Origin of the sequence: Dechloromonas sp. ZS-1 (assembly GCF_039649255.1) — a bacterium.
GTDB lineage: Bacteria > Pseudomonadota > Gammaproteobacteria > Burkholderiales > Rhodocyclaceae > Azonexus.
The window spans coordinates 132,223-154,138 of sequence record NZ_JBDIYD010000001.1; the positions used below are offsets into that span (position 1 = coordinate 132,223).

The 21,916-nt window shown below is 62.4% G+C and carries 20 protein-coding genes; 5 read left to right on the forward strand and 15 right to left on the reverse strand.

Features of this window, described 5'->3' with window-relative positions; all coding sequences use genetic code 11:
• The gene (gene tolQ, locus AACO21_RS00665) at window positions 1-678 is read right to left on the reverse strand and encodes a protein TolQ (RefSeq protein ID WP_346190548.1); all 678 of its coding nucleotides are present in this window, start codon (window positions 676-678) and stop codon (window positions 1-3) included.
• Complete coding sequence (gene ybgC / locus AACO21_RS00670) at window positions 675-1,097, reverse strand: tol-pal system-associated acyl-CoA thioesterase (RefSeq protein WP_346190549.1); 423 nt, start codon at window positions 1,095-1,097, stop codon at window positions 675-677. Before ybgC ends, tolQ begins: the two co-directional genes overlap by 4 nt.
• Before the next feature lie 150 nt (window positions 1,098-1,247).
• On the opposite strand from ybgC, the gene AACO21_RS00675 reads away from it, so the two are divergent.
• A complete protein-coding gene (locus tag AACO21_RS00675) occupies window positions 1,248-3,179 on the forward strand; it encodes a methyl-accepting chemotaxis protein (RefSeq protein ID WP_346190550.1) in 1,932 nt (643 codons plus the stop codon).
• Here AACO21_RS00675 and ruvB read toward each other — a convergent pair.
• The 6 genes from ruvB to AACO21_RS00705 all read right to left on the reverse strand — a co-directional run bounded on the left by ruvB (window position 3,176) and on the right by AACO21_RS00705 (window position 7,778).
• Window positions 3,176-4,234: a Holliday junction branch migration DNA helicase RuvB gene (gene ruvB / locus AACO21_RS00680; RefSeq protein WP_346190551.1), complete on the reverse strand. Its 1,059-nt coding sequence runs from the start codon at window positions 4,232-4,234 to the stop codon at window positions 3,176-3,178. The two genes, AACO21_RS00675 and ruvB, sit on opposite strands and share 4 nt — an antisense overlap.
• Window positions 4,231-5,280 carry an AI-2E family transporter gene (locus AACO21_RS00685; RefSeq protein WP_346190552.1) on the reverse strand — a complete coding sequence of 350 codons (1,050 nt, stop codon included), beginning with the start codon at window positions 5,278-5,280 and terminating at the stop codon, window positions 4,231-4,233. The genes ruvB and AACO21_RS00685 overlap by 4 nt, the downstream gene beginning before the upstream one ends.
• A gap of 9 nt (window positions 5,281-5,289) precedes the next feature.
• The gene (gene ruvA / locus AACO21_RS00690; RefSeq protein ID WP_346190553.1) at window positions 5,290-5,868 is read right to left on the reverse strand and encodes a Holliday junction branch migration protein RuvA; all 579 of its coding nucleotides are present in this window, start codon (window positions 5,866-5,868) and stop codon (window positions 5,290-5,292) included.
• A 33-nt stretch (window positions 5,869-5,901) separates the two neighbouring features.
• The gene (gene ruvC, locus AACO21_RS00695; protein ID WP_346190554.1) at window positions 5,902-6,435 is read right to left on the reverse strand and encodes a crossover junction endodeoxyribonuclease RuvC; all 534 of its coding nucleotides are present in this window, start codon (window positions 6,433-6,435) and stop codon (window positions 5,902-5,904) included.
• A 99-nt stretch (window positions 6,436-6,534) separates the two neighbouring features.
• Complete coding sequence (locus tag AACO21_RS00700) at window positions 6,535-7,044, reverse strand: hypothetical protein (RefSeq protein ID WP_346190555.1); 510 nt, start codon at window positions 7,042-7,044, stop codon at window positions 6,535-6,537.
• 8 nt (window positions 7,045-7,052) lie between these two features.
• Window positions 7,053-7,778, reverse strand: coding sequence for a YebC/PmpR family DNA-binding transcriptional regulator (locus tag AACO21_RS00705; protein ID WP_346190556.1), 726 nt, complete (start codon window positions 7,776-7,778; stop codon window positions 7,053-7,055).
• A gap of 168 nt (window positions 7,779-7,946) precedes the next feature.
• Here AACO21_RS00705 and AACO21_RS00710 point away from each other — a divergent pair, with 168 nt between their 5' ends.
• The 4 genes from AACO21_RS00710 (at window position 7,947) to AACO21_RS00725 (ending at window position 12,215) form a co-directional block, all read left to right on the forward strand.
• Window positions 7,947-9,578 (forward strand): helicase HerA-like domain-containing protein, encoded by a 1,632-nt coding sequence (locus AACO21_RS00710; protein WP_346190557.1) that lies wholly within the window; start codon window positions 7,947-7,949, stop codon window positions 9,576-9,578.
• Between the two features lie 33 nt (window positions 9,579-9,611).
• Window positions 9,612-10,481, forward strand: a complete 870-nt coding sequence (locus tag AACO21_RS00715) for a LysR substrate-binding domain-containing protein (RefSeq protein WP_346190558.1) — start codon at window positions 9,612-9,614, stop codon at window positions 10,479-10,481.
• A gap of 74 nt (window positions 10,482-10,555) precedes the next feature.
• Complete coding sequence (locus AACO21_RS00720) at window positions 10,556-11,005, forward strand: DsrE family protein (protein ID WP_346190559.1); 450 nt, start codon at window positions 10,556-10,558, stop codon at window positions 11,003-11,005.
• Between the two features lie 289 nt (window positions 11,006-11,294).
• The gene (locus tag AACO21_RS00725) at window positions 11,295-12,215 is read left to right on the forward strand and encodes a branched-chain amino acid transaminase (protein ID WP_346190560.1); all 921 of its coding nucleotides are present in this window, start codon (window positions 11,295-11,297) and stop codon (window positions 12,213-12,215) included.
• Between the two features lie 170 nt (window positions 12,216-12,385).
• Here AACO21_RS00725 and fusA read toward each other — a convergent pair whose 3' ends face one another.
• The 7 genes from fusA to AACO21_RS00760 form a co-directional block, all read right to left on the reverse strand.
• Window positions 12,386-14,437 carry an elongation factor G gene (gene fusA, locus AACO21_RS00730; protein ID WP_346190561.1) on the reverse strand — a complete coding sequence of 684 codons (2,052 nt, stop codon included), beginning with the start codon at window positions 14,435-14,437 and terminating at the stop codon, window positions 12,386-12,388.
• A 37-nt stretch (window positions 14,438-14,474) separates the two neighbouring features.
• Entirely contained in the window at window positions 14,475-14,798 is a 324-nt protein-coding gene (locus AACO21_RS00735; RefSeq protein WP_346190562.1) for a hypothetical protein, read from the reverse strand.
• Window positions 14,799-14,800: 2 nt separating this feature from the next.
• The gene (gene glmU / locus AACO21_RS00740) at window positions 14,801-16,159 is read right to left on the reverse strand and encodes a bifunctional UDP-N-acetylglucosamine diphosphorylase/glucosamine-1-phosphate N-acetyltransferase GlmU (RefSeq protein ID WP_346190563.1); all 1,359 of its coding nucleotides are present in this window, start codon (window positions 16,157-16,159) and stop codon (window positions 14,801-14,803) included.
• A gap of 36 nt (window positions 16,160-16,195) precedes the next feature.
• Window positions 16,196-16,957: a YEATS-associated helix-containing protein gene (locus AACO21_RS00745; protein ID WP_346190564.1), complete on the reverse strand. Its 762-nt coding sequence runs from the start codon at window positions 16,955-16,957 to the stop codon at window positions 16,196-16,198.
• Between the two features lie 105 nt (window positions 16,958-17,062).
• A complete protein-coding gene (locus AACO21_RS00750; RefSeq protein ID WP_346190565.1) occupies window positions 17,063-18,583 on the reverse strand; it encodes a SpoVR family protein in 1,521 nt (506 codons plus the stop codon).
• Window positions 18,580-19,854, reverse strand: coding sequence for a YeaH/YhbH family protein (locus tag AACO21_RS00755; RefSeq protein WP_346190566.1), 1,275 nt, complete (start codon window positions 19,852-19,854; stop codon window positions 18,580-18,582). The genes AACO21_RS00750 and AACO21_RS00755 overlap by 4 nt, the downstream gene beginning before the upstream one ends.
• A gap of 61 nt (window positions 19,855-19,915) precedes the next feature.
• Window positions 19,916-21,838: a PrkA family serine protein kinase gene (locus AACO21_RS00760; protein WP_346190567.1), complete on the reverse strand. Its 1,923-nt coding sequence runs from the start codon at window positions 21,836-21,838 to the stop codon at window positions 19,916-19,918.
• Window positions 21,839-21,916: the final 78 nt, after the last annotated feature.

Sequence of the window (21,916 nt, forward strand, 5' to 3'; positions counted from 1 at the left end):
TTACCGCATCTGGCGCTGGATGATGTTGGAGAACTCTTCCATGAAGGACTCGTAGCGCACGGCCAGACGGTCGATGTCATGGGAGAAGCGGTTGTAGGCGAGCACGGCCGGGATGGCGGCGAAGAGGCCGATGGCGGTGGCGACCAGCGCTTCGGCGATACCCGGGGCAACCGAGGCCAGCGTGGCCTGACCGACGTTGGAGAGGCCGCGGAAGGCGTGCATGATGCCCCAGACGGTGCCAAAGAGACCGATGTAAGGCGAGACCGAGCCGACCGAAGCCAGGAAGGCGAGGTGCGACTCGAGGGCATCCATCTCGCGCTGGTAGGTGGCGCGCATGGCGCGGCGGGCGCCATCGACGATGTCCTTCGGATCCAGGTTGCTCTGGCCCTTGAGCTTGGTGAATTCGCGGAAACCGGCTTCGAAGATGCGCTCCATCGAACCGGCGTTGTGGCGGTCGTTGACCGCGCTGTTGTACAGATTGGTCAGATTGCCGCCAGACCAGAAATCACGCTCGAAGCCCTCGGTCTTTTCGCGCGCCTGACGCACGGCAAACCACTTCATGAAAATGTAGTACCAGGACATGAAGGAGACGCTGGCCAGCAGCGCCATGACGGCCTGCACGACGGCCGAGGCCTCGAGGATCAGGTGGAGGATGGACAGGTCCTGGGTCACATTCATTTCAGCGCTTCCAGTTTCTCGTACAGAAAATCGGGGATCGGAGCCGGCGTCAGTCGATCACGGTCGACGCAGGCGATTTCAACGGTGCCGGTCACCAGTTCCTGGTCGCCCCGGCGGGCATGCTGGCGGAACACCACGCGGACGCGGGTCAGTTTTTCGACTTCCAGGCCGATACTGAGCTGGTCGTCGAGACGGGCCGGCTTCAGGTAATCGCAGGCTGCCTTGCGCACGACGAAGAGGATGCCGGCCTCGGCGGCAAGCGCCGACTGGTCGTGGCCGACCTGGCGCATCCATTCGGTGCGGCAACGCTCGAAAAACTTGAGGTAATTCGCGTAATAAACCACGCCCCCGGCATCGGTGTCTTCGTAATAGACACGGACCGGCATTGTGAAGGCGTTGGGCTTCTGCTCATGTTTCATCCCGCGATTTTACCTTGCGGGATGCGGATTGGTCTGTAACGGGATGTTGCTGTGCAAAAGCGCTCCCTGCTCAAAACAGGCAGTCTTTACCGCAGACTTTGATTTAACAGATATTAGAATAATGCCAACAATCAAGGGAGTATCTGCGCCATGGTCAAGAATAGCCTGCAGGCCCGCTTCATCGTCCCGGTCTCCGCGTTCATTATTCTGGTTGTCTTTGGATGCGCCTGGTTCCTCGCCTCCCTCAGCGCCGCTCGCATCAACGACAACCTCGGCCGGGAAACAGAACGGCACCTGCACGAGGCCATTCAGATTTTGAACGTGACCGACGCCCTGATCAGCGAACAAACCCGCAGCGCCATGCGGCTCCTGATGGAACGGGGCAAAGCATACGGTAGTGCCAGCCTCGGCCCGCTCACTTCAGTACGCGACAAACAGGTGCCCAATCTGGTACTCGGCACACACGCGCAGGCGAATCAATTTGATCTGGTCGACGGTGTCGTCAAACTCATGGGCGGCACTGCCACCCTTTTTGTCCGCCAAGGGGATGATTTTGTCCGCATTTCGACCAATGTGAAGCGTGACGGCGAACGCGCCGTTGGTACGCTACTCGACCCGAAGGGAAAGGCCATCGCAGCCATTCGCAAAGGGGAAGCATTTTATGGGGTCGTGGATATTCTGGGCAACCCCTTCATGACAGGTTACGAACCCATCCGCGACGCCAATGGTGGTGTCATCGGCATCTGGTATGTCGGCTACAAGATCGACATGGCCGCACTCAAGCAGGCTATCGACACCGCCCGCCTGCTGGAGAGCGGGTGGCTCGCGATCACCGATGCACAGGGCAAGGTCCGTTTTCGGTCGGCACACACTACAGATAACGATATTGGCACACGGATCAAGACGCCAGGCGACTGGGTCGTGCGCAGCGAGACTTTTCCTGGCTGGCAGTTCCAGATCACGGCCGCGTATCCGGAGGCCGAGGCTGCTGCGATTGTCCATCGCCAGACGATTGCCGTGCTCGCTGGCGGCCTGATTGCCTGCGTCATCCTGATCGGCATGATGTTCATGATGTTACGCCGCATGGTGCTTCTCCCCCTGGGCGGAGAGCCGACCGATGCCGCAGCAGCGGCACAGCGGATCGCAGCCGGAGATCTCACTCAGCCGATTCCAACCCGCCCCGGTGACCAGACCAGCCTGATCGCCGCCATGTCTCGGATGCAAACAGGACTTGCCGAGATCGTCACACACATCCATCAGGGAGCCAACGCCCTGAATACGGCTTCAAACAATCTGGTTGATATGGCGGACCGTGTTTCGGCTGGTGTCTCTCAACAAAATGATGCGACCTCCGCCATTGCTGCGACCCTGGAACAAATCACGGTCAGTATCCGCCATGTCTCGGACAGTGCAGGAACTGCCAACAACATGGCTGAACGGGCGGGGGATCTGGCCGATAGCGGCAGCCAATGCATGGGGCGTGCCGTTGACGAGATGCAACGTAGCGCAGAAGCGGTTAATCAGTCCGCCGGGCAAGTTGAGAAACTCGAAGCCGGCTCTCGCCAGATCAGCGATATCGTCAACGTGATCAAGGACATTGCGGACCAGACCAATTTGCTCGCTCTGAACGCAGCCATCGAAGCAGCACGTGCAGGCGAAGCCGGGCGCGGATTCGCTGTCGTGGCGGATGAAGTGCGCAAACTGGCCGAGCGAACCAGTGCATCAACACACGAAATCAGCCACATGATTACCGATATCCAGGAAACCACCGGCCAGGCGATTGCCGGTATTGAAAACGGTGCGCAAAAAGTCAATGGCAGCGTCGAGCAAGCGGGCGAAGCCGGCGAGGCCATGCACCGCATCAGCAGCGCCACCCAACAAGTTCAATCAGCAGTGCACGACATTTCCGAAGCCCTGCGCGAACAATCTGCAGCAAGCGAAGTCATTGCCCGTAACGTCGAGCAGGTTGCCATCATGAACGAGGAAAACCACACGGCGGTTCGCGGTGTGGTGGACGACGCCCACCAGTTGCAAAGCCTGGCCACGCAACTGAAAACCTCGGTGGCCAGCTTCCGGGTCTAGCGCACGTCGCTGCCGCCTGCCCCATCCGGCACGACCAGCCCGAGGTGGCGGTAGATGGCCGGGGTGGCGATGCGCCCGCGCAGGGTGCGCTGCAGATAGCCCTGCTGGATGAGGTAGGGCTCCAGCACGTCCTCGATGGTGTCACGCGCCTCGCCGATGGCGGCGGCCAGGTTGTCGACGCCGACCGGCCCGCCGCCAAACTTGTCGATCACGGCGGAGAGGAGCTTGCGGTCCATCAGGTCGAGCCCGGCCGGGTCGACATCGAGCATGTGCAGGGCGGCGTCGGCAATCTCGCGGTGAATGCGGCCATCGCCCTTCACTTCGGCGTAGTCGCGCACGCGGCGGAGCAGGCGGTTGGCGATCCGCGGCGTGCCGCGTGAGCGTTTGGCGATTTCCAGCGCACCTTCGGCGTCGATCGGCGCACCGAGCAGCGTTGCCGAGCGGCTGACGATGCTCTGCAACTCCTGCGCGTTGTAAAACTCGAGGCGGGCAACGATCCCGAAGCGGTCGCGCAGCGGATTGGTCAGCATGCCGGCCCGCGTCGTCGCGCCGACCAGCGTAAATGGTGGCAGGTCGAGCTTGACCGAACGGGCGGCCGGCCCTTCGCCGATCATGATGTCGATCTGGAAATCCTCCAGCGCCGGGTAGAGGATTTCCTCGACGACGGGGCTCAGACGATGGATTTCATCGATGAACAGCACATCATGCGGCTCGAGATTGGTCAGGATGGCCGCCAGATCGCCCGCGCGTTCGAGCACCGGGCCGGAGGTCTGGCGCAGGTTCACCCCCATTTCGGCGGCGACGATGTGGGCCAGCGTCGTCTTGCCCAGACCCGGCGGGCCGAAGAGCAGGACATGGTCGAGCGAATCACCCCGGTTTTTGGCAGCCTGAATGAAAATTTCCAGCTGATCGCGGATTTTTTGCTGCCCGGTGTAATCGGCCAGTCGCTTCGGGCGCAGTGCCCGTTCCAGCGCTTCTTCCTGCGCCGACTTGGATTGCGGGGCGATGATGCGGTCGACCGGGGAAACAGCGGCCAGCTTGTCGGTTTCGATCATGATTCCTCACGAATCCAGCGGATGAAGAGCATCTGCCCGAGCGCCAGCAGGACCGGGCCGAGGAAGATGCCGATGAAGCCGAAGACGAGCACGCCCCCGAGCACGCCCAGGGCAATGAGCAAAATGGACAGCCCGGCGCCGCGCGCCATCAGGATGGGCTTCACGAAATTGTCGATGGAGCTGATTACGAAGGCGCCATACAAGGCCATGAAAATCGCCCAGCCGGTTTGCCCCTCGCTATACAGCCAGGCCGCCGCGCCCCCCCAGATCAACGGGGGACCGACCGGAATCATCGACAGGAAGAAGGTGGCAAAGCCGAGCAGCACCGCCCCCGGCACCCCGGCGATCAGGAAGCCGAGCAGGGCCACGGTGCCTTGAGCCGCCGCCGTGCCGACAATGCCAAGCATGACGCCGACGACCGTATCCTGGGCCTTGTCGACCATGCCTTCGCCCAGTTCGCCACCCAGCTTGCGGGCGGCGGTATAGAGTGCGGATGACAGCGCCTCGCCGTCGCGGAACAGGAAAAATGAAACGAACAGCACCAGGGCGATCTGCAACAGGCCGTTGGCGAGAATGCCGCCGAGCGCGAGCAGGAAGGAACGCGCCGGAGCGAGCAACTGGCGGATCAGGCCATTGAACTCCTCGCGATTACTGGCGATCTGGTGCCAGAAACTGTCGATTTCGCTGCCCACCAGCGGCAGGGTGGCCAGCCAGGCCGGCGGATTGGCCGGCAAACCCTGCTCGAAATAGGGACGGACAAAATCCATCAGGCGATCCGCCCCGCTGGCCAGCGAACCGGCCAAAAAGAGCGTCGGCAGCAACAGGATGAGCACCAGCAAAAGCAGCATCAGCGAGGCCCCGGCCGACGGTCGACCGCCCAGACAGGGCAAAAACCGGCGGGCGTACACATCCCAGGTGCAAATCCAGATGACCAGCGCGAAGAGCACCGCGCCGATGAAAGGCAGGAGCACGGCGACGCAGCCGACAATGAGCAGCACCACCAGCGCGACCTGCGCCAGCCGTTTGGGATTCTGTTCGCCGAGCATGCGCGTGGATCAGACCTTGGAAAGCAGTTTGAGGGCCTGGCGGATACCATCCGAGGTACTCACCCCCGCCGGCAACTGCTTCAGGGCGCCGCCGGCTTCCTTCTCGTTATAACCGAGGGCGAGCAGGGCATTCAAAATGTCCTGCGCGGCATCGTCGACCGTCGCCGGCAGGGCTGCACCCGTGGTTTCGGCCAGCTTGCCCTTGAGTTCGAGGAGCAGGCGTTCCGCCGTCTTCTTGCCGATCCCCGGCACCTTGATCAGGCGGCCCACTTCCTGGCGCGCAACGGCGGCCGCCAGATCAGCCACGGACAAGCCGGAGAGCACGGAGAGCGCCGTGCGGGCGCCGATCCCGGAAATTTTCAGCAACTGCCGGAAGGCAAAACGCTCCGATTCGCTCAGGAAGCCGTACAGGTAATGCCCGTCCTCGCGCACGGCAAAGTGGCAGAGCAGGGTCGCCTTGTCACCGACAGAAGGCAGGTTGTAGAAGGTGCTCATCGGCACGTCGAGCTCGTAACCGACGCCATTCACGTCGAGCACGATCTGCGGCGGATTTTTTTCGGCGATCACGCCGGTCAGTCGTCCGATCATCGGGGCCCTGAATACTGTATGTTCAAACAGTCATCATCGTATCAGGCGGCCGCCCCGAACGCGATACCCCGCCGTGGCCAATGCACCCAGACCTTGCCCGCCGTGGGCGTGGCAAATGGCGCAGGCAAGCGCATCCGCCGCATCACTTGAGGGCGAACCGGCGAGCGACAGCAGACGCACCACCATGTCCTGCACCTGCTGCTTGGCTGCCTTGCCATGCCCAACCACAGCCTGTTTGACCTGCAGGGCGGTGTATTCGGCCACCGACAAGCCACCATGCACCAGCGCCGTCACCGCCGCCCCCCGCGCCTGCCCGAGCAGCAGGGTCGATTGCGGATTGACGTTCACAAAGACGATTTCCACGGCGGACTGATCCGGGCGATAGGTCTCGATGACTTCGCTGATCCCGGCGAAGAGCGTCCCCAGACGGGTGGGCAGGGAAGCCTTGTCGTTGGACTTGATGCACCCGCTCGCCACATAGCGCAGCTGGTTGCCGTCCTTTTCGATGACGCCAAAGCCGGTCACGCGCAGGCCGGGGTCGATGCCGAGGATACGGACACTGCTCATGCGCGCCCTCCGGCCGCAAGCGGCCCGCCGGGCAGTTGGCCGACGGTCAACGACGCAAACCGGGGTAAAACCCGCGACACGCTTCGGGCCGGCATCGGCTCAGGCCGCCCAGTCCGGCTTGCAGCGCCGGCTGACATCGGAAAAAGTTTCGAACAGGGTGCGCGCATCGCCGCTCGCCCGGTGGCGGCGCAAGGCCAGCCGCTCCTCGACAACCGCACGCTGGGCGTGCCAGAGCGCCTGTTCGCACTCGGCCAGCAATTCGCGCAGGTCTTTCAGGCGAAAGGTCGGATTCATCTCCGCCGCGTCGTAAAGCCGGCTGAGCCAGACATAGTCGTAAGCCCAGGCATCGCAATAAAGGGTTTCGCCGCGCAGATCGGAATTGAGGTCCAGGCAGACGTCGACCGCCGGACGCCCTTTATCGAGGAGCAGATCGCGCGTGATGCCGTGGATTTGCTCGGCCGACGGGTCCCAGTGGGTCCAGTCCGGCTCGGGCCGGATCAGGGTGCAATACGACCGCTGATCCGGTGTGTAGTACCCGACTTCGATCGGGTAGCTGCCGCGGCCGAACCCCGACGCTTCAATGTCGATGATGATCGGCAGCGGCGGCACGGTGTCGCTTACTCCTCGATCACCGCCGTGGTGTAGATTTCCTGCACGTCATCGAGGTTTTCGAGCGCATCGAGCAGTTTCTGCATCTTGACGGCATCGTCCCCGGTGAACACGTTTTCGCCTTCCGGCTTCATCGTCACTTCGGCGAATTCCGGCTTGAAGCCGGCCGCTTCCAGCGCATCCTTGACGGTGATGAACTCGGTCGGCGCGGTGATCACTTCAATCGAACCGTCGTCGTTCGTCGCCACGTCCTCGGCACCCGCCTCGATGGCGGCATCCATCAACGCCCCTTCGTCGGTACCCGGCGCAAACAGCATCTGGCCGCAGTGCTTGAACTGGAAAGCCACGCAACCGTCGGTACCCATGTTGCCGCCGTGCTTGGAGAAGGCATGACGCACTTCGGCCACGGTCCGGGTTTTGTTGTCGGTCAGGCAATCCACCATGATGGCGGCGCCGCCGATACCGTAGCCTTCGTAGCGTACTTCAACGTAATCGACGCCTTCGAGTTCGCCGGTGCCCTTCTTGATCGCGGTATCGATCTTGTCCTTGGGCATATTGACGGCCTTGCCCTTGTCGACCGCGACACGCAGGCGCGGGTTGAAGCTGACATCGCCGCCGCCCATCTTGGCGGCCACGGTAATTTCCTTGGCGATCTTGGAGAAAGCGGCGCCGCGCTTTTCGTCCTGACGGCCCTTACGGTGCTGGATGTTGGCCCATTTGGAGTGTCCGGCCATGATGATTTCCTGCAAAAAAGACAAAGAAGGCGGGATTTTACCGCGTGGCGCGCCTTCCCGCACGATCCTTCGGGATCGCCCTTTCGTATCGTGCCTTACGCAGTTTCACAAAGCGCCGCCGGGCCATTGCTAGAATGCCGGAATACTTACTTTCCGGAGCCCGCTGCCATGTCCGAACCGCTGTATCTCGCCAAGTCCGAAGACGGTTTTCCCGCCCTGCTGCCGCAGATGGCCAACCGCCACGGCCTGATCACCGGGGCAACGGGCACAGGCAAGACGGTCACCCTGCAATCGATTGCCGAGCGCCTCTCCTATGCCGGCGTGCCGGTCTTCATGGCCGACGTGAAAGGCGACCTCTCCGGCATGGGTGCGGAAGGCAAGCTGACGCCCCAGCTGGAAGCCCGGATCAAGGAGCTGGGCCTGGATGGCTTCACGCCCTTCGCCAATCCGGTTGCGTTCTGGGATGTCTTCGGCACCAACGGCGTGCCCGTGCGCGCCACCGTCTCCGACATGGGGCCGCTCCTGCTCGCCCGCCTGCTTGGCCTGAACGACACGCAAACCGGCGTCCTGCAGCTGGTCTTCAAGATCGCCGACGACGAGGGCCTGCTCCTCCTCGACCTCAAGGACCTGCGCGCCATGGTCCAGCACGTCGGCGACAACGCCAGCCAGTACAAAACCGAGTACGGCAATGTGTCGACCGCCTCCATCGGCGCCATCCAGCGCGGCCTCCTGTCGCTGGAAGAGCAGGGCGGCGACCAGTTCTTCGGCGAGCCCATGCTGGCCATCCAGGACCTCATGCGCACCGACGAGCACGGACGCGGCGTCATCAACATCCTGGCTGCCGAAAAGCTGGTCAATACCCCCACGCTCTACGCCACCTTCCTGCTCTGGCTGTTGGCCGAACTCTTCGAGCAACTGCCGGAAGCCGGCGATCTGGAAAAACCCAAGCTCGTCTTCTTTTTCGACGAAGCGCATCTGCTCTTCAGCGATGCGCCGGGCGCATTGGTCGACAAGGTCGAGCAGGTCGTCCGCCTGATCCGCTCCAAGGGCGTCGGCGTCTATTTCGTGACGCAGAATCCGCTCGACGTGCCGGAGAAAATCCTCGGCCAGCTCGGCAACCGCGTCCAGCACGCCCTGCGCGCCTTCACTCCGCGCGACCAGAAAGCCGTGCAGGCCGCCGCCCAGACCATGCGCGCCAATCCCAAGTTCGACGCGGCCAGCGTCATCACCGAACTGGGCGTCGGCGAAGCCCTGATCTCCTGCCTGGACGAGAAGGGCCGCCCGAACGTCGTCGAAAAGAGCGTCATCTTCCCGCCGGCCTCCCGCCTCGGCCCGCTCACGCCGGAAGAGCGCCAGGCCATGATCCAGGCCTCGCCCCTGCTCAAGACCTACGGTCAGACGGTCGACCGTGAATCGGCCTTCGAAATCCTGCGCGGCCAGGCCGCGCCCGCGACCAAGGCTCCGGCCCGACCGGGCGCCCTGCCACCGCCGCCGGCCAGCCCGGCAGGCAAGCGCACGCCCAGCGTGGACGATTGGGGCAACCATGCCGGCGCCCCGGCCCCCTCCGCCCCGCGCCAGCCGGCCCCGCAGGCCGAGCCCGAAGCCGAGGGCGGCGGCCTCTTCGGCGGCCTGGGCGACATCCTGACCGGCAGCACCGGCCCGCGCGGCGGCCGGCGCGAAGGCGTGATCGAGGCGGCGGCCAAGAGCGCCGTGCGCGGCATGGCCGGTACCGTGGGCCGTGAAATCGGCAAGCAGATCCTGCGCGGCGTGCTGGGTTCGATTCTCGGCGGTCGACGCTAAGGATTGGCCTGAAACCGACTACCCGCCCCGGCCATGCGCGACCTGCCGCCGCTCCACACCCTGCCGGCTTTTGAAGCCGCAGCCCGCCTGGGCAGTTTTCTGGCGGCGGCCACGGCCCTGCATCTGACGCCGTCGGCGGTCAGTCATCGCATCCGTCTGCTGGAAGTCCATCTCGGCCAACCCTTGTTCGAGCGGCGACATCGTGCCGTGACCCTCACGGCCAGCGGACGACGTTATCTCGCCGTTGTCCGCGAGGCGCTGCTCAAGCTGGACGAAGCCAGCAGCAGCCTGCGCCAGCCCGAACAGGCCCGCCTGCGCATCTCCGCCGCGCCGGCACTGGGCGGGCGCTGGCTGGTCGGCCGTGTCGCGGCGTATCAGATGCAGCACCCCGACATCGATTTCCACCTCGGCACCGCCACGGGTTTGGGGCCGCTCCTCAATGGCGAGGCCGATCTCGGCGTGCGCTACGGCGAGGAGGAATGGCCCGGCCTGCTCGCCTGGAAACTGTTTGAAGAGCGCGTTTTCCCCGTGTGCAGTCCGGCCCTGGCGGCCACGCTGCACACCCCCGCCGATCTCGATGCGATGCGACTGCTGCGCCATCCCTTGCTCTCCTGGCAGCGCTGGTTTGCCGCCGCCGGCCTGCCACGTCCGGAGCCGGCCAACGGCCCGCAGTATGACGACGCGGCCCTGATGCTGGACGCCGCAGCGGCCGGCCACGGCGTGGCCCTGATGACCTCGACCATCGCAGCAGCCGAACTCGCCAGCGGTCGTCTGGTCCGCCCCTTCGCCACTGATTGCCCGGACCGCAGCTTTTATATCGTGGCCGCCCCCGCCGTGCAGGACAAGCCGCTCATCATGGCCTTCATTCGCTGGCTGCAGCGAGCCGGACGCGATGCAGGCTGAGACCCGTGGCATCTGCGGATTATCACGCCCACCGCTTCGAGCTGTTTCATCCACCCTGTTATTCGAGAATTTTCATGCAAAAGTATGCTTCCCTGATGGCACTCGCCCTGCTATCTGCCACGGCGCAGGCTGATTACCGTCCCATCGCCCACTACACCGAGCATTATTCCGCCGGCCAAAAAGTCGTCTATGAACTGAATACGCAGGACGTCGCCGTTCAGCGCAGCACCCTGCTCAACATCACCAACCACCTGAATACGGTCAAGCAGGCAGACGTCATCCTGCTCATTCATGGCGATGCCGTATTTTCAATCCAACAGGGTGGAGGCGTTCCCAGCACCAAAGACACACTGAAGAAACTGGTTGCCCAAGGTCTGAAAATTCGGGTCTGTGACAACAGCCTGAAATATCGCAACCTCGATCACCGCGAGTTGCAAGGCATCAGCGAAGCCAACATCACCGAAGCCGGCATGCCCGCACTGGTCGAGTACCAGATGCAGGGCTATCACTACGTTCGTCCCTGACGCGCCCTTACTGGGTGTGTGCAATGCCCCGGCAGCACCAAGCTGCCGCTGCCCAAAACACTGTCCCACCTCGAAACAGTAGCGAATTCGGATGAAACTGATTCACCTATAGCAATACTGTTTCGTTTGAATCACCTTTCCCTCGACGGCATCCTAGCCTGACCGCCTGCATCCGCTACCGGCCCGCCTACCCGGTCTCCCCCTGTAGCCCGCAATGCCGCACACCCCTTGCGGCCCCGATCGCGATGACCGCCCGACGGTCAACATCCCTGTTTCGAGGAAATTCATCATGCAAGATCGTGACGGCTTTATCTGGCTGAATGGCCAATGGCTGCCCTGGCGCGATGCCAAAGTGCACGTGCTGACCCATACCCTGCATTACGGCTACGGTTGTTTCGAAGGTATCCGCGCCTATGCAACCGCACACGGCCCGGCCATTTTCCGCCTGGACGAGCACCTGCGTCGCCTGGAAGACTCCGCCCATATCCTGGCCATCGACCTGCCCTACACACGCGCCGAGATGGCCGAAGCCTGTATCGAGGCCGTGCGCCGCAACGGGCTCGACAGCGCCTACCTGCGCCCCCTGCTCTTCCTGGGCGCAGAAAAGCTGGGCGTTGACCCGGCAGGCGCCGCCTCGCATCTGATGATTGCGGCCTGGCACTGGGGCGCCTATCTCGGCAATCAGGCCATGGACACCGGCATCCGCGTCCGGGTGGCCTCCTACGCCCGGCATCATCCGAATGTGCAGATGTGCCGCGCCAAGGCCATCTCGACCTACGCCAACTCCATTCTGGCGGTGCGCGAAGCACGCCGCGACGGGTATGACGAAGCCCTGCTGCTGGATACCGAAGGCTATGTGGCCGAAGGCAGCAGTGAAAACCTCTTCATGGTCAGCAAGGGGGAACTGCTGCAGCCGGAAACCACGTCGGCCCTCGACGGCATCACCCGTCGGACAGTGATGACCCTCGCAGCAGATGCCGGGCTGACGGTGCGCAGCAAACGCATCACGCGTGATGAACTGTATTGTGCGGACGAAGTTTTCCTGACCGGTACCGCCGCTGAAATCACGCCCGTGATCGAGGTCGACCGTCGGCGCATCGGCAAAGGCGAACCCGGGCCGATCACGCGCCGGATACAGCAGGCCTATTTGGCGGCTGTGCGTGGCGAGGACATGCGCTACCGAGATTGGCTGACGCCGACCACGCGATGAAATCAGGGGCCGGGGCCGCCTCATGGCGACCGGCCCTGTCCGCCCCCGGCGATGTCAGATCCGGCGGGCATTTGCGCGGAACATAAAAGACGCCCGCACGTCCCGAGCAGGCACACAAGCCAAAAAAAGCGCCGGTCATGCCGGCGCTTTGCAATCAGGCCGATTCGGCCTTATTCGTCCTCATCCCGCAACTGGAACTTGCTCGCCAGTTGCTGCTGCACGTTGGGTGGCACCGCGGCGTAGCGGGCGAACTCCAGCGTGTAACTGCCCTGGCCGCCGGTCAGCGACTTCAGGCGGGACTGGTAGTCGTTCAGTTCCGCCAGCGGGACTTCCCCGCTGATCGCCGCCATGCCATGCCCGCGTCCGTCGGTCCCGGTGATATGGCCACGCCGGCCGGCGAGATCGCCGGTCAGGTCACCGATCGCCGCTTCAGGGACGGTGATTTCGATCTGCACGATGGGTTCCAGCACAATCGGTTTCGCACTACGGATGGCCTCGATCACGGCCTTGCGGCCAGCGATGGTAAACGCCACTTCCTTGCCGTCGACCGCATGGGTCTTGCCGTCAAAGACAGTAACTTCGATATCCTCGACCGGATAGCCCGCCACCACCCCATCGGCCAGCGCCTGCCGCACCCCCTTTTCGACCGCCGGCATGAAGACGCCGGGAATGACCCCGCCCTTCACGGCATCGACAAAGGCGAAACCGGCCCCGCGCTCACGTGGCGCGATGCGCAGATGCACTTCGCCGAATTGCCCGGCACCGCCGGATTGCTTCTTGTGCCGGAACATCGCCTCGGCCGGCTGGGTGATGGTTTCGCGATAGGGGATGCGCGGCGGGCGTGTGTCGACTTCGAGCTTGTACTGACTGGCCATGCGGGCCAGCTTGGCCTTCAGATGCATCTCGCCCAGACCGCGCACGACGGTTTCGTTGCTGCTCGGATGCCGTTCGATGATGAAGGTCGGGTCTTCCATCGCCAGCTTGCCGAGCACATCGAAAAGGCGCTGCTCGTCGCCCTTGCGCCGGGTTTCGACCGCCAGACCGGCCATCGGCTTCGGGAAATCGAGGGGCACGAGGTGGATGTGGTCTTCCTCATGCGAGTCGTGCAGCACGCAATCGAAGTCGATTTCATCGACCTTGGCCACGGCACCGATGTCGCCCGGCAACAGCTGATCGACCTCGACCGTGTCCTTGCCTTGCAGGCGGTACAGGTGACCGACCTTGAAGGGGCGCTTGCCGTCACCGACAAAAAGGGACATGTCCTTTTTCACCGTGCCCTGATGCACGCGGAAGACACCGATCTTGCCCATGTAGGGATCGGCCACCACCTTGAAAACATGAGCCAGCACATGTTTGGCCGGATCCGGATCGGCCTGGAAGGGTTCGCTCTTGCCACCGGGCTCGCCCTTGTAGAACGCAGGCGGATTGCCTTCGGCCGGGTTGGGCGCAAGCGTCGCCAGCACATGCAACAGCTGCGGAATGCCGGCCCCGGTTTTGGCCGAGGTGAACAGGATGGGAATCAGATGCCCTTCGCGCAGGGCTTTTTCAAAGGGCGCATGCAGGGCCGCCGGGCTGGGATCGGCACCGTCTTCCAGGTATTGCGCGAGCAGGTCTTCATCTTCTTCGACGATCTGGTCGATCAGGGCGCGATGCGCGGCGGCAATGGACTCGAAATCGGCCTCGCCATTGGCGGTATCGAGCACCTCGACGACCTCGGCGCCCCCGTGCGTCGGCAGGTCGAGAATCATGCAGGCCTTGCCGAAACGGGCACGGATATCGGCCACCAGGCCGGGCAGATCGAGATTGTCAGCGTCGATCTTGTTGATGACGATCATCCGGCACAGCTTGCGCTCGGCAGCGTAGCGCATCATGCGCTCGGTCATCAGCTCGACCCCGGTCTGGGCATTGATCACGATGAGCGCGGTGTCGACGCCGGCCAGGGCGGCGATGGCCGGGCCTGCGAAATCGGGGTAGCCCGGAGTGTCGACCGCATGAATGCGCGTTGCGCCGGTGTCCAGGCTGAAAAGACTGCTGTTCAGGGAGTGACCGGCCTCTTTTTCCTGAGGATCATGGTCGCAGACGGTGTTACCTTTATCGACGCTGCCCTTGGCCTGAATGGCCCCCGTGGCGTGGAGCATGGCCTCGGCCAGACTCGTCTTACCCGCCGCCCCGTGGCCGACCAATGCCAGGGTGCGTAGGGCCTCGGTGGTGTACTTGGACATGATGTTCTCCCTGAACAGTTGGACTACATGAGAAACCTCACCGCATTTTGGCCGCCTCGATCGCGTCCGCCACCATCTGCTCGGCAAAGTGCGGACCCAGGCCGAGCAGCAAGGCTCCGGCCAGGATCAGCAGGACACTGCCGCCGATCAGTTGCCAGACAGCACGCCGGAAATCCGGCCCATGGGTGAAAGCAAACCAGAGCGGGCCGACCACCGGCAGCAGGAGCGCCGGGATGCCGGTCCGCCAGCCAAAACTGAGCGCCGCCGGCACCGTGCCGATATAGCCGACCAGAATCAGCGTCCCTCCGCCCGCCAGCAGCACGGACGTCACAAGGGCAAAAACGGTAAACCAGATATCCATGATTACTTCTTGATCTTGACCGGGCGCTGCCAGCTGCTGAGGGTCAGCTGCTTGGCACGCGAGACGGTGAGCGCATCGGGCGGGGCATCCTTGGTCAGCGTCGTACCGGCCCCCAGGGTGGCGCCGCGTCCCACCGTCACCGGTGCGACCAACTGGCTATCGGAGCCGATGAAGGCGTCGTCCTCGATGATGGTCTTGTGCTTATTCACGCCATCGTAGTTACAGGTGATGGTGCCGGCCCCCACATTCACGCGCTGGCCGATCTCGGCATCGCCGATGTAAGCCAGATGGTTGGCCTTCGATTGCGCGCCGATCTTGCTCTTCTTGACCTCGACGAAGTTGCCGATGTGCACTTCCGGCCCCAGCTCCGCCCCCGGACGCAGGCGGGCATACGGCCCGAGAATGCCATCCGGGCCGATCACCGCATCCTCGAAATGACAGAAGGCCGCAATGCGCGTCCCGGCGCCAACCTTCACATTCTTCAGCACACAGTAAGGACCCACTTCCACCGCATCGCCCAATTCTACCGTGCCTTCGAAGACACAGCCGACATCGATGGCGACATCACGGCCATGCTTCAATTCACCCCGGATATCGATCCGGGCCGGATCGGCCAGACGCACCCCGGCAACCAGCAGGCCATCGGCGAGATTGCGCTGATGCTGGCGCTCCAGTTCGGCCAGCTGGACCTTGCTGTTCACGCCGAGGACTTCCCACTCGCCTTCCGGCTGCGCGGTGCGCACCGGCAAGCCTTCGGCAACCGCCAGGCTGACGATGTCGGTCAGGTAATACTCGCCCTGGGCATTGTCGTTCTTCAGGCTGGCCAGCCATGCCCCCAGGCGGGCGGTGGGCACGGCCATGATGCCGGTGTTGATCTCACGGATGGCCTTTTCGGCCTCGCTGGCGTCCTTTTGTTCGACGATACGCTGCACCTGGCCTGCCGCATCGCGCACGATCCGGCCATAACCGGTCGGATCGGCGAGGTCGACCGTCAGGATGGCCAGGCCACCTTCACCGGCGGCCAGCAGGCGCTTCAGCGTTGCGGCCGAGGTCAGCGGCACATCGCCGTAGAGCACCAGCGTCTGGGCAGCACGACCCAACTGCGGCACGGCCTGCGCCACGGCATGGCCGGTGCCGAGTTGCTGCGCCTGCTCGGCCCAGCAAATATCGTCTGCGGCGAGGGTCGACCGGACGACATCGCCACCGTGGCCATACACCACCACCAGTTTTTCCGGGTTGAGGCTGCGCGCCGTATCAATCACATGTTGGGCCAGCGCCTTGCCGGCAACCGGGTGCAAAACCTTGGGAAGGTTGGAATGCATGCGCTTGCCTTGGCCGGCAGCGAGAATGACGATGTTCATGTTTTTAATCAGATAAGGCCCGCTCGGGCCGAGGTTTCAAGCAATTTTCTTGTCTTCGTTGCTGCCCAGAATGTCGTCCAGCACGGCTTTGCCGCGCGCGGAGACCATCCAGTGCAGGACGTTGCGTTCATTGATCCGGGTTTCGATCACCCCGAGGGTCTTCAGCACCGTCAGGCGCTGGCTGACCAGATCCCGCGGCAGACCGGTCCGCTCGCACAGGGCGGCCAGGTTGCCATAGACAAAACGCTCGGCCTGCAAGGCCCGCAAAATCTCCACGTCATTATACGAGAGGACCTCGCGCGGATCCGGTTCTGGCGCTTTCGGAAGTTCAGGCACCGCGGCCACCTCAGCCTCGGCGCGTGTCGGCAGGGCGGCGATCGCTGCGCCATGCTCGGCCTGCGCTGTTTTCAGGTGCAGGACATCGCGCCGCACATGTTCCATCTGTCCGAGCAGGCGTTGGGCAATGTTGTCGAAGAGCCGACGCGAGGCGACGACATACAGCAAACAGAAGCCGGCGAAGACAAAGAGGTCGATCGGCTTGGTGCGTGCGCCTTCGAGCAGGGTCGAAGCGATCATGTTCAGGAAGAGGGGGACGGTCAACGCCGCCACGATGCCAAAAACCGGATATTTCACCCAGTCATGCCGGGTTGGGGGGCCCTGCCGCTCGGCCAGAAACACATTGGCCACCCCGCCCAATGCCCCGGTCAGCACCATGATGACCAGTACCAACATCATGTGTCCGTCCAGCCCCCCGCTGGGTAAGGACACGGAATACGCTGCCTGCAACTCGCCTGCCATGTGTTGTCCCCCTTGATCAGGTCACATTGTCACATGATCCGGGCAGACTGTGGATAGCCCGCAACACGCGGCCTGACTCCGGCTTGCAGGAGGCGCCAGGCGCCTTCAGGCGTTCCGCCGGCGGTCGTTCTGGCGTTCGATCAGCGGGGTGACACGCCCCTGTTCATCCTGCTGTTCGATGCGCACGGTAAACCCCCACAAGGTCGCAAGGTGATCCATCATGCGCTCGATCTGGCCGCCGAGCGGTTGGCGCTTGTGCATGAAGTGGCGCAGGGTCAGCGAACGGTCGCCGCGCAAATCGACGTTCCAGACCTGAATGTCCGGATCGTGGCTGCCGAGGTTGTACTGCTCGGCCAGCTTGAGGCGCAGGCTGCGGTAGCCGCTCTCGTCATGGATGGCGCTGACGGCGAGGCGGGGTTGCGTGTCGTCGTCCTGAACGGCGAAGAAGCGGAATTCGCGCATCAGACGCGGCGACAGGTATTGCGCGATGAAGCTCTCGTCCTTGAAGTTGCGCATCGCGAAATCGAATGTTTCCCGCCAGTCCGAACCGGCAATCTCGGGGAACCAGGCGCGATCCTCCTCATCCGGCGCCTCGCAGATCCGGCGAATGTCCTGCCACATGGCAAAGCCCAGCGCATAAGGATTGATCCCGCTGTACCAGTCGTGGTGATAAGGCGGCTGCATGACGACATTGGTATGCGACTGCAGAAACTCCAGCATGAAGCCATCGCTGAGGCAGCCTTCGTCATAGAGCGTATGAAGCAGGGTGTAGTGCCAGTAGGTGGCCCATCCTTCATTCATGACCTGGGTCTGGCGCTGCGGATAGAAGTATTGATTGATCTTGCGCACGATGCGGACAATCTCGCGCTGCCAGGATTCGAGCAGCGGCGCGTGCTTTTCGATGAAATAGAGCAGATTTTCTTCCGGCTCCGCCGGAAAACGGCTGGCCTCGTCGCTCGCGGGTTCCTGGGCCGAAGGTGGCAAGGTCCGCCACAATTCATTGATCTGCGATTGCAGATAAGCCTCCCGCTCGCGTTGCCGAACCTGTTCCTTCTGCATGGACAGGGGCGGCGAGCGCTTGTAGCGATCGACCCCGAGATTGGACAGGGCGTGGCAGGCATCAAGCAGTTGCTCGACGGCGTCGACGCCGTGGCGCGCCTCGCATTCGGCGATGTAATTCCGGGCGAAGACCAGATAGTCGATGATCGCATCGGCACTGGTCCATTGCTTGAAGAGATGATTGCCCTTGAAGAAGGAATTGTGGCCGTAGGCGGCATGGGCAATGACGAGGGCCTGCATGGCCATCGTGTTTTCCTCCATGAGGTAGGCAATGCAGGGATCGGAATTGATCACGATCTCATACGCCAGGCCCATGTGGCCGCGCTTGTAGCGGTTTTCGGTTTCCAGGAAATGCTTGCCGAAAGACCAGTGATGGTAATACACAGGCATACCGATGGCGGCGTAAGCGTCCATCATCTGCTCGGCGGTGATGATCTCCAGTTGATGCCGATAGCAATCCAGGCCGTAGGCACGTGCGACGCGCCCAATCTCCGCATCGGCCTGATCCAGCGCCTCAAAAGTCCAGTCCGACCCTTCGGCGATTTTCCTGGGACGTTTCCTGCTCATGCCGTCTGCCTCCGGAAGAGTTCGCGGAACACCGGGTAGATGTCGGCGGGCGAGGTGATGCGCTGCTGCGCAAAATGGCCGGCATGCGTGCTCGCCAGCTTCTCGTATTCCTGCCAGAGATTCTGCGGTTCGCCTTCGGTGATCTCGATGTAGGCGAAATACTGCACCACCGGTAGGATGGCAGATTCGAGTATCTCCCGGCACAAGGGCGAATCCGCGTTCCAGTTGTCGCCATCGGATGCCTGGGCACCGTAGATATTCCACTGACTGCTCGCGTAGCGCGCCGTGATGATTTCGTGCATCAGCTTCAGGGCGGTCGACACCACCGTGCCCCCCGTTTCCCGGCTGTGAAAGAAGGCATCCTCATCCACCTCTTCAGCCAGGGTGTGGTGACGAATGAAGACCACCTCGATGTGCTCGTAATTGCGGTTCAGGAAGAGGTACAGCAGCATGAAAAACCGCTTCGCCATCTGCTTGGTGGCCTCATCCATCGAGCCCGAGACATCCATCAGGCAAAACATCACGGCCTGGGTCGACGGCTGCGGGACACGCACCCGGTTCGAATAGCGCAGGTCAAAGGGGTCGATGAAGGGAACGGCCTCGGCCTTGGCCCGCAGCACGGCGATTTCGTGACGCAGACGCTGTACCTCCGTCTCATCCGGGCAGGCCTCGTCGAGCAATGACTCCAGTTCCTGCTGTAGTTCGCGCAAACGGCGGCGATAGGGCCCGCCCACGGCGATCCGGCGGCCGGCCGCACCGCGCATGGTGCGTACCAGATTGATGTTGGTCGGCACGCCGGTCTGCGTATAGCCCGCCCGCATGCGTTTGAATTCGTCGATGCGGGCCAACTGGCGTTTCACCAGGTGCGGCAACTCGAGTTCTTCGAAAAAAAGGTCGAGGAACTCATCCCGGGTCAGAGTGAACACGAAGTCATCCAGTCCTTCACCCTCATTGCTGGCCTGGCCCGCGCCCTGGCCTTGGCCGCCACCGCCGCTCGGACGGGCCATCTGGTCGCCCTGGATAAAGCGGTCGTTGCCCGGATGCACGCGCTCCTGCACACCACCACGACCGTTCTGAAAATGCGGTTCGTGAATGTCCTTACCGGGAATCCCGATTTTTTCGCCGCTCTCCAGATCACGCAGGCCGCGCTTGGCAATGGCATCCGCCACGGCCTTGCGGATCTGGCCCTTGAAACGCCGGATGAAGCGGCTCCGGTTGATGGAGCTCTTGTTCCTGCTGTCCTGCCGACGATCGACGATGCGTACGGTCATGACGCCTCCCGTGGTCCGGTGGTCGCTGGTTGGGACCGGCCCCGCAGGGCCGTCCGTCCGCCTAGCTGCTCTTTCTGACGCGCAGATACCACTCGCAGAGCAGGCGTACCTGCTTTTCGGTGTATCCCTTGTCGATCATGCGGTCGACGAAGTCCTGATGCTTCTTTTGCTCGTCCGCACTGGCCTTCGTATTGAAGGAGATGACCGGCAGCAGGTCTTCCGTATTCGAGAACATGCGCTTTTCAATGACCGCCCGCAGCTTCTCGTAACTGGTCCAGGCCGGGTTCTTGCCGTCATGCTTGGCGCGGGCCCGCAGCACGAAATTCACGACCTCGTTGCGGAAGTCCTTCGGGTTGCTGATGCCGGCAGGCTTCTCGATCTTTTCCAACTCATCGTTGAGCGCGGAACGGTCCAGCATTTCACCGGTATTCGGATCGCGGAATTCCTGATCCTGAATCCAGAAATCGGCATAGGTCACATACCGATCGAAAATGTTCTGCCCGTACTCGGAATAGCTTTCCAGGTAGGCCGTCTGGATTTCCTTGCCGATGAACTCCGCATAGCGCGGGCTCAGGTATTCCTTGATGAAACGGCGATAGCGATCCTCCACTTCAGGCGGGAACTGCTCCTGCTCGATCTGCTGTTCCAGCACGTACATCAGATGCACCGGATTGGCGGCGATTTCCCGATGATCGAAATTGAACACCTTGGACAGGATCTTGAAAGCAAAACGCGTGGAAATGCCGGTCATGCCTTCGTCGACCCCGGCAAAGTCGCGGTACTCCTGATAACTCTTCGCCTTCGGATCGGTGTCCTTGAGGTTTTCACCGTCATAGACCCGCATCTTGCTGAACAGATTGGAGTTTTCCGGCTCCTTGAGGCGTGACAATACCGAGAACTGGGCCATCATGCGCAAGGTATCGGGGGCACACGGGGCGCGGGTGAGCGAGGAGTTGGCCAGCAACTTCTCGTAGATGTGCATTTCATCGGTCACGCGCAGGCAATACGGCACCTTGACGATGTAGATGCGATCCAGAAAAGCCTCATTGTTCCGGTTGTTGCGGAAGGTCTGCCATTCCGCCTCGTTCGAGTGCGCGAGCACCAGGCCGTCGAAGGGAATAGCGCCAAAGCCTTCCGTACCTTTGTAGTTCTGCTCCTGCGTCGCAGTGAGGAGCGGATGCAGCACCTTGATGGGTGCCTTGAACATCTCGACAAATTCGAGGATGCCCCGGTTGGCCAGACACAGGCCACCGGAGTAGGAGTAGGCATCCGGGTCGTTCTGCGAATAGGTTTCGAGTTTTCGGATATCGATCTTGCCGACCAGCGAGGAGATGTCCTGATTATTTTCATCCCCGGGCTCGGTCTTCGCCACAGCGACCTGATTAAGAACGGAAGGTCTGAGGCGTACCACTTTGAAGCGGGTGATATCCCCGCCATACTCGTGCAGCCGTTTCACCGCCCAAGGGCTCATGATGCCCCCCAGATAGCGCCGGGGAATACCGTAATCCTGCTCGAGAATCGGCCCATCTTCATCGATATTGAAAAGCGCGAGGGGCGACTCGTGCACCGGCGATCCCTTGATCGCATAGAAAGGGACTTTCTCGATCAAGGCCTTCAGGCGTTCCGCCAGGGAGGACTTGCCGCCCCCGACCGGTCCGAGGAGGTAGAGAATCTGCTTCTTTTCTTCCAGCCCTTGTGCGGCATGGCGGAAGTAGGCCACGATGTGCTCGATGACATCTTCCATCCCGTAGAACTCGCGGAAGGCCGGGTAGAGCTTGATCACCTTGTTCGCGAAGATGCGGGATTGCCGTGGATCGAGCCGGGTATCGACCACCTCGGGCTCACCGATTGCCATGAGCATCCGTTCAGCGACCGAAGCGTAGGCTGAAGGATCATTGCGACAGAGTTCCAAGTATTCCTGAAGCGAGAACTCTTCTTCCTGCGCCGCATCGTAGCGACTTTGATAGCGGGTGAAGATCGACATGGCTACCTCCGCGTGGTGGTGGTCTGGTGGGCTGCCGGGTATTGCGTCTTCCTGTCTGAATTAACGTCCTCGCCTTGG